The organism is uncultured Alloprevotella sp., assembly GCF_963536905.1.
GTDB lineage: Bacteria > Bacteroidota > Bacteroidia > Bacteroidales > Bacteroidaceae > Alloprevotella.
The window spans coordinates 1-7,722 of the sequence record NZ_CAUTBW010000073.1 but is presented as its reverse complement, the minus strand read 5'-3'; the positions used below and the strand labels follow the sequence as shown (position 1 = coordinate 7,722).

7 protein-coding genes are annotated in these 7,722 nt (G+C 40.0%); all 7 read right to left on the bottom strand.

Going from position 1 to position 7,722, the window contains the following annotated elements:
* Positions 1 to 192: 192 nt before the first annotated feature.
* Complete coding sequence (raiA, locus tag ABLA33_RS09700; protein ID WP_315091157.1) at positions 193 to 492, bottom strand: ribosome-associated translation inhibitor RaiA; 300 nt, start codon at positions 490 to 492, stop codon at positions 193 to 195.
* A gap of 21 nt (positions 493 to 513) precedes the next feature.
* Complete coding sequence (xerA, locus tag ABLA33_RS09695; protein ID WP_347720149.1) at positions 514 to 1,398, bottom strand: site-specific tyrosine recombinase/integron integrase; 885 nt, start codon at positions 1,396 to 1,398, stop codon at positions 514 to 516.
* A 101-nt stretch (positions 1,399 to 1,499) separates the two neighbouring features.
* Complete coding sequence (locus ABLA33_RS09690; RefSeq protein WP_347720148.1) at positions 1,500 to 2,378, bottom strand: site-specific DNA-methyltransferase; 879 nt, start codon at positions 2,376 to 2,378, stop codon at positions 1,500 to 1,502.
* Positions 2,375 to 3,196 (bottom strand): type II restriction endonuclease, encoded by an 822-nt coding sequence (locus ABLA33_RS09685; RefSeq protein ID WP_347720147.1) that lies wholly within the window; start codon positions 3,194 to 3,196, stop codon positions 2,375 to 2,377. The genes ABLA33_RS09690 and ABLA33_RS09685 overlap by 4 nt, the downstream gene beginning before the upstream one ends.
* Positions 3,197 to 3,203: 7 nt before the next feature.
* Entirely contained in the window at positions 3,204 to 4,175 is a 972-nt protein-coding gene (locus ABLA33_RS09680; protein ID WP_347720146.1) for a DNA adenine methylase, read from the bottom strand.
* Positions 4,176 to 4,396: 221 nt separating this feature from the next.
* Entirely contained in the window at positions 4,397 to 5,227 is an 831-nt protein-coding gene (locus ABLA33_RS09675; protein WP_347720145.1) for a GIY-YIG nuclease family protein, read from the bottom strand.
* 521 nt (positions 5,228 to 5,748) lie between these two features.
* A partial coding sequence (locus tag ABLA33_RS09670) for a T9SS C-terminal target domain-containing protein (RefSeq protein ID WP_347720144.1) occupies positions 5,749 to 7,722 on the bottom strand: 1,974 nt, incomplete at its 5' end.

Here is a 7,722-nt window from a genome sequence, read left to right as displayed (position 1 = left end):
CGTAAGCCAGCAGATTTACAGTCTGCCCCATTTGGCCACTCTGGTATTTGCCCTTGTTTCTAAGAATTGGAAAACTTTGCAGTCGTCAGGACCTTTCCCGAAACGGCTGCAAAGTTAGTGATTAAATTTTATCCGCAAAACATTTTCAAAGAATTTTTCATGCGGACAGCTTTTTATTTATCTCACAAGGCCTCACTTGCCTGATTTCTTTTCTTTTTGTTTTTCCAATTGACGCTTGAGGATGTCAACACAAAGATCTACACCTTCTTCAAAAGTATCACAGGTTTTCTCTGCGTGTAGTTCTGCGCCAGGAACAAAGAGATGAATTGCTGTTTCCTTGTTATTAGCAGCTTCAGGTTTTACAATATTTAGGGTTACTTCTACACTGGTGATATTCTCTTCGAGTTTTTCGAGTTTTACAACTTTCTTCTCGATGAAGTCTTGAAGTTTGTCTGTAGCATTGAAATGGATAGCTTTAACTTTGATTTCCATAAAAACCTCCTTTTTTAATAGTTAAGCCCGAGGATGGGCATTTTCATATTCTTTTTTGAGTTCGGCAAATGTTGTGTGCGTATAAATTTCTGTTGTCGCTAAACTTTCGTGACCGAGAAGCTCCTTTACAGCTTCTAAGTCGGCTCCATTGTTGAGCATAACAGTAGCAAACGTATGACGCAACACGTGCGGACTCTTTTTTTTCTGTAATGTAACCTTCGACAGATATTTTTCCACTATGCAGCGCACTTGCGCCGTACTGAGACGCTGTCCTTTATTGTCCACAAAGAGTGGACCATTGTTCTGCCCCGTCAGTGGTTGCAACTCTTCTTCATAGAGTTTCATATCATGGAGCAACTCTTCTCCAAAAGGGATGATGCGTTGCTTATTCCTCTTTCCTGTCACCTTCAGCTGACGTTGCGAAAAATCAACATCCGACCGCTCTAGCCCTACTAATTCACTGACACGAACGCCTGTGGAATAAAACGTGAGCAGAATCAGATGGTCGCGACGCCCCTCGAAATCTTGAGTAAAATTCACCTCATCGAGCAGCCGATCCATTTCGCTCTGTTTCAGAAACGTGGGAAGTTGTTTTCCCACTTTCGGATTACGAACGAGATGCGAAGGATCTTTTTCAACCACCTTAGTCAGCAACAGAAAGCGATAGAAAGAACGGACGGCACTCAAATGCTGTTTCATAGAACGCTCTGAAAGGCCATTTTCCAAACGCTCTACCACCCAGTTTCGAATAACGTCGGAATCCAGCGTTTCCCACTCCAGATTTGTATCGACATTCCGGAAAAAGTTCTCGAACTGTTCCAAAGCGTTGCGATATGCTTCTATCGTCCGCAAAGAGTAGCCTTTATCCGCGGCTAAATAGTCCAAAAACTTTTCTACGAGTGACATTTTGCGTTGTATATCTTTCTATCTGCGAATATAAAGATATTATTCTATTACTACAAAATTTTTGCAGCGAAAATATTAATTCGTATAGAAGAAGGAATACATTAAAACCAAGGAGCACTATGGTCGCTTTCAGGTTCTTCGGCCAATGATAAAGCATTAGAAGAAAGGATATGATTTCCTTTCTGTAATCGCTCAATATAACTCTGACGAATAGTAATATTCTCCAATTCCTCTCTTCGAGCTTTGCTCATACTTAAAAAGCTTTTTTCCATTTCCAGCCCTAGATACCGACGCCCAAGGAGATTTGCTGCTATTCCGGTAGTAGCACTACCACTAAAAGGATCAAGAATCCAAGCATTGGGTTTCGTGCTAGCTTGAATCAACCTAGACAGTACGGCTATAGGTTTTTGCGTAGGATGCTTCCCGCAGGATTTTTCCCATTTCCCTATTGCTGGTATTTGCCACACATCGGTCATTTGCTTACCAGCATTCAATGCTTTCATCAAAGCATAGTTATAAAAATGAGGCGTTTTTGAGTTTTTGCGAGCCCAAATAATAAACTCTGTACTATGCGTAAAATATCGACAAGATATATTTGGTGGAGGATTTGTTTTGGCCCAAGTTATTACATTCAATATCTTAAACCCCAGTTTTAAGAGCTGTTGCTGAACGCTAAAAATATTATGGTGTGTACCAGAAATCCAAATGGTGGCATTATCACGCATATGTTCACGGCAAGCCGTAAGCCAACGCAAATTAAAAGCATCCATTTCCTCAGGCGTCAGAACTTTATCCCAATCGCCCTTATCAACGCAGACGACTTTCCCACTTTGGCAACTTATCCCCCCACTTGACAAAAAATAAGGCGGGTCTGCAAAGATCATATCAAAATAAAATTGAAACTTTGATAATGTCTCTACACAGTCTCCTTCTATCAGCGTGAAATCTTTATTAGGAGATTTATAATAGGATGATATCATCGCTTAATAATAGATATAAAGTCGTCTATGTTCGTTAGATTATAGATACTCGGAATATTCACAAAAGCCTCTTGAAGTTTATTCCTTGCACTCTTCCATCCTATGCCATCTGTTATCCAAACAAACTCAAATCCTGGAACGGAATTTATTTTAGGAGCAATATCTGAATAAGAACGAGCCACTTCATTTAGTTTTGAGCCACCACTAGTATAAAAATTTACTTCAATAAGAAAAGTTTTTATTGGGGTCTTTACAACAAAATCAAAACGCTTTTCATCATCACCAAGAACTTGTGTAATCAAAGGCCACTCTCTTGAATATACTTCTTGCCTATATTCAACTTGATTTTCAATAAATATTTGGCTAACCATATCCTCCATAATATGACCACTTCTATTCTTCCGCGCATTTGTATCCAACCCCGTTTCTACGCCAAACACATAATCTACGAGATTGGTTATCTTTCTCGATTGAAAAACAGAAGCCAACCCCGTATTATTCAAGAATTCCATCACTCCATCTACAGAGCTGAATAGAGTATTTAGTTCTACACAACGACCCAAAGAATCTAAAACTTTTTTCTTTCCCTCACTCCTAACAGCAATCAGTATATCCATAACATTAAAAGCCGTTCTATCACGATTCCAAATTGTTTCCACAGCTTGGCGCATATCCGAAGTACCTATCAAGCTATTCAACATACAAAGGCTCAACTTCACATCATCAACATTTTTTGAAATCTTATCAAAATCACAGAAAAAATCAAGTGTTTGATTTGTCTCATATAGTTGAGACATAAATGTATCAAAGTTTCTCATAAGTATTTTATTTTATAGGATACATACAAGCTTTTTCTACTGAAAACAAGTCATGCAACACATTATCACGCAAGACAGCCTGCTTTATCTCTGGATAATTATGTACCAAAATTTCTGTAAGCTTACCTCGCTTATTTGGATTAGCATTTACACTGCGTGAAGCCCAGACACGTTTAATCTGATAGGCACTATAAAGTGAATCGAAAAAGTTATCTTCTTCATTCTTCCCCTTGCAGTCCGAATTACTCAACATGAATTTATGCCCCGCAGCATTCAGCATATCGCAATACTCTTTCAAGCGTACTTGGGCATCATCGTTGAATGATTCTTTAGCGTAATTATTAAAACTAGAAGTATCACTCAAAGGGCGATAAGGCGGATCGAAATAGAAAAAAGTATGATTTCCACAATACTTAAAAGTCTCTTCAAAATCGCCTGTCAGAATCTCAACACGCTGGAGCAATTCACTATCTCTACAAATTGTTTCTGCATCACAAATTTTGGGATGAGCATACCTCCCAAAAGGAACATTAAAATTACCTTTTTGGTTCACTCGATACAAACCATTAAAACAGGTTCTATTTAGAAAGAAAAAAAGCGTGGTATTCTCTATAGGAGATAAATTTTTCTCATTATATCGATTACGAACATTCAAAAAGAATTCTTTTCTCTGTTCTTCATCTTCAAGATTTAGATAGCGTTCTTCAATCGCTTTCAATGATTCAATGAGTGGCTGTGGCATATCGCGCACAGTTTTATAACAAGTCGTAAGATCTTTATTTATATCATTGATAATTGCGTGCTGTATATTAGGATAACGCTGAAGCATATAGAAAAGCATTGCCCCTCCACCCACAAAGGGCTCAATATATGTCACATCTTTCCATTTATCAAAGTCAGCTGGGAGCAACGCGTCCAATTGCTCTATTAACTGGCTTTTACCACCAACCCACTTGATAAAAGGTTTTCCTTTTGCCATCTTTATTTTATATTCTTAATTCTGGATCTACAAGCCATATTTTCACGAATCAAATTTATCCTTTTTTTCTGTGACAACAAAGAATCAACGTTTATTATTGTCATAACGGCATATAGTCCCCCCAAAAAACATTTCTATAAGTGACATTTCGCATTGTATATCTTTCTATCTGAGAATATAAAGATATATCGGTCGTTTCTCCACATGCCTTTACTTTGTTCCTATTCTAGTGACTTTCTATACACGGAATCTAGAGTATTATTGTCTTTATCCTTCCAGCTCTTCCAACCATTTTCTGATCTACCCAGACAAAACTCAGCTGCAGTACTTGGGCTTGTAAACTTAAAGTTAGAATTCAGAACCAAAGTCCCATCCTCTGTCTCTTCGGTATATTCTTTTAGCATTTCGCTCCGCCGCTCCTTCCATTGCATGGATGGTGTAGCAGTTTTGGAAATTTTACTTCCTTTCAAGATAGTAAACCCCGAACTATGATAGAAGCCTCTTGCATCACATCCACGCCCTTTCACAAAAAAGAGATGTTCTTCTTTAACTTTTATGGTTTCAAAAATTCCGCAGCCTATAAACGACGTGAGAAACTTTACATCTTCAAAGAATTCTTCCATATCATCTTGTCTATACTCTGGAAGGTTCGGAGCTTTGGGCGTTTGCTTGTTTTCATCCAACACAAAAGAACTCGTTTCTTTTGCTTCTTCGATTGCTCGATACTCTAAGAATTGAACATCTGCCTTGGTCATTGCAGCATCTTTAGAGATAAACAACAAAGCCTTTTGCCAAAATGTCTTATTACTATCATGAGCTTTCACTCGCTCACGAAAATTCTCTGTTTCTCCAATATATGCTTTAGGTTTTGTTTGTTCGTCTTCTCCCAACAAGATATAAAAAGCTGGTGTTTGCAGTTCACGACGCTCTGCTAAAATAGAGAGGTTGGATCGAGGAATTACATACATCTGACAAATCTTATTACTAATAAAAGCATATTTAGTACCATTCGGGTCACCATCTATCAGATATGTTGTCACGCTTTTGCCCATAGAGAATTATGTTTTCAGCGTTAAAAGTAACACTTAATTTTAGAAAAATGGCTCTTACTAGTAAAAAGCGAGCATACACGGAAGAAGCTCCTCCTCTCCCTATAAAATATCTTATTTTGTTGTCACGTCGTCACACTCAGAGAAAATAATTTGATAGACAATAATTTATAGGATGTGACAACAAAAAACCAGTTGGAGAAAAGTCAGATTCTTCAGCTTCTCTACTATCATAATTGGGCGCTCCGCTACAATAAGCGCGTCGGCTGACGCAATAAGGATGCTAGCTGACAGGCTTATTGCTTTTTCAAACGCAATAAGGATATTCACGCTCACCACAATTCGCCTCTTTTCTAAAACGTTTCAAAAACACAATGATAAGTTCTAACAGATCTATCTACTTCCACACATCGTTTCAACACAAGACCAAAAAAACAGCGGAATGCTCTTATAGAGTCTTCCGCTGGTGAGGAGTGAGGGGATAAAAGTTTTTCTAGCACACGATTATGATACTCTCCATAGGGTTATCGCACAACGACCTTTTCGGCTATATCGTTTACCTTCACAACATAGAGACCGGGCAAGAGAGAGAAGGAATGGTGAGAGGGGGAAGCGGAAGATGCTTTACCCACCAAACAGCCGCGCATATCATAAATATGAATATCAGCAGCTGCTGCCAGATAAACATCAATCCTTCCTTTCGACGGAATAATGCGTAGCATGGAATCCTCCACGGGTTGTACTGCCGTGGTAGCGTTGTGCACATCTTTGAGGTCAGAAGCATTAGAGACATAGGAGTCGGAGTATTTCTTTGCCAAAGCAATCACACTATAAGCATAATCGTGGTTAGGCTCTAAATCACGAACCTCATAAGAACATTTGTCTGTGAAGAATGTTTTTGTGGGGCGATATAATTTCTCTCCTGCCTTTACGGTTTGCCGCACAGTGACTTCGTCAAGATAGAAGGGTTTGCCGTACATACTCATGAATGCGAGTTTTATGTTTCGACGCTGATTCCAATCCGTCACTAGATTGTCGAAGCTCACAGTTCCAGTAGTGTAACCTGGAGTTGTTCCCATCGGCAGCACGCGTGCATCCAAAGCCACGCGATCGCTATATTCTTTCATCACAAGCACAAAGAGTGTGTCTCCTGGGTGTGTGTTGTAGGCTTTCAAATCTACTTCGAAGATTCCGCTATTACAATCCAAAGACAAACGTGGCGATACCACAAGACCTGCCAACCCTAAATAATAGTTCGTTTCCTGCGTACCTGCCATCCCTTTCGCCCACGCTGGCAACTGCTGCATCCAGTCGGTATCGGTCTCGCCGCGTTGTGCCAAAGAAGCCGTACGGTCGTAAGTGACAGATGGCTGTTCGACAGAGCCTTCGTTTATCCGATTGAAAGTTTCATGAAGAACGACCACATCGGAAGTCTCTTCCTTGGGCTGAACTATCTGATAGGTGTTCAACTGATACTTATCTGCATGATACAAAGCTTCCCAATTGGCCGTATAGCTTGTTGCAGAAACGTTTGTTGGTTCTTTCGGCATAGGGGTGACTCCTACGATTCCGTCGACCCAAACGTCATTAGAGGGATCGGAGAGAACGTCGCCATCTTTCGCCTTGACAGAATAGAAATATTCGTACTCTGGATGGATGCCTGAAACCACACAGAATGTATCTGTCACTTCCTTGTCCGTTATGAAAGGTTTCGGAATGGGCAAAGTTTTATAGGTGTATGTCACATCATCGATGGCAAAAGAGAGAAGATTCTTCTGAATGTATTCTATCTTTATCTGAGTGGCATTATCGCCCAAGGCGTTTTGGTCTAAAGTATAGAAACCTCCATCTTTCTGCATCCAACTATTGGGAATGTAGGCAATAGGTGTCCAGCTGCCGCCTATCAGAGCCGACACTCCCACCATGGAGTAAGAGAAATTGGGTTCTGTCTCCATACTGCTTGGTTTCACCCAGAATGAGACCTTCGTGATAGGAGCTGGAGAAACTGGTGTCATGATGTAGTCGCCCTCTTCATCAAAATTGAGAGAGAGCTTTCCAGAATGCAAATCGGCTGCATCTGTACAGACATCCTTTTTGCCTTTGGAGGAAACATCAATGTCCCATCCTTGTGGATAATTAGGAGTGGTTAGATTTATCTTTCGGGTGCTTTCATTGAAACTTATCGCATCAAAGTTTTCCACCACAGTGGTCTCAGGAATCACCTCATCGGGCATCCCTTTATAGTAGACATTGAGCAGATAGCTCTTGGCATCCTTCGTAGGTTTCCATCTCGCTACAAAGGATGTGGAAGAAAGATTAACAGGATTCAGAACAGAAGGTGCAAGAATTTTAGTCTTCGTACGAACGATTTTTATATCGTCGAGAAGCATGTCACATTTCTCTGCTTGAAATTGGAAAAGATTATTGGCATTGAAAGTGCCCTTGCTGGTTTTGATTTCAAAATTCTGCCATTCAGTAGTTAGTTGGAGCGTGAAGTT

What these genes read in the sequence shown, in the direction of transcription:
- ABLA33_RS09685 (WP_347720147.1), bottom strand. Translation starts at nt 3,196, where the DNA reads ATGAGAAACTTTGATACATTTATGTCTCAACTATATGAGACAAATCAA.
- ABLA33_RS09680 (WP_347720146.1), bottom strand. Translation starts at nt 4,175, where the DNA reads ATGGCAAAAGGAAAACCTTTTATCAAGTGGGTTGGTGGTAAAAGCCAG.
- ABLA33_RS09675 (WP_347720145.1), bottom strand. Translation starts at nt 5,227, where the DNA reads ATGGGCAAAAGCGTGACAACATATCTGATAGATGGTGACCCGAATGGT.
- xerA (WP_347720149.1), bottom strand. Translation starts at nt 1,398, where the DNA reads ATGTCACTCGTAGAAAAGTTTTTGGACTATTTAGCCGCGGATAAAGGC.
- raiA (WP_315091157.1), bottom strand. Translation starts at nt 492, where the DNA reads ATGGAAATCAAAGTTAAAGCTATCCATTTCAATGCTACAGACAAACTT.
- ABLA33_RS09690 (WP_347720148.1), bottom strand. Translation starts at nt 2,378, where the DNA reads ATGATATCATCCTATTATAAATCTCCTAATAAAGATTTCACGCTGATA.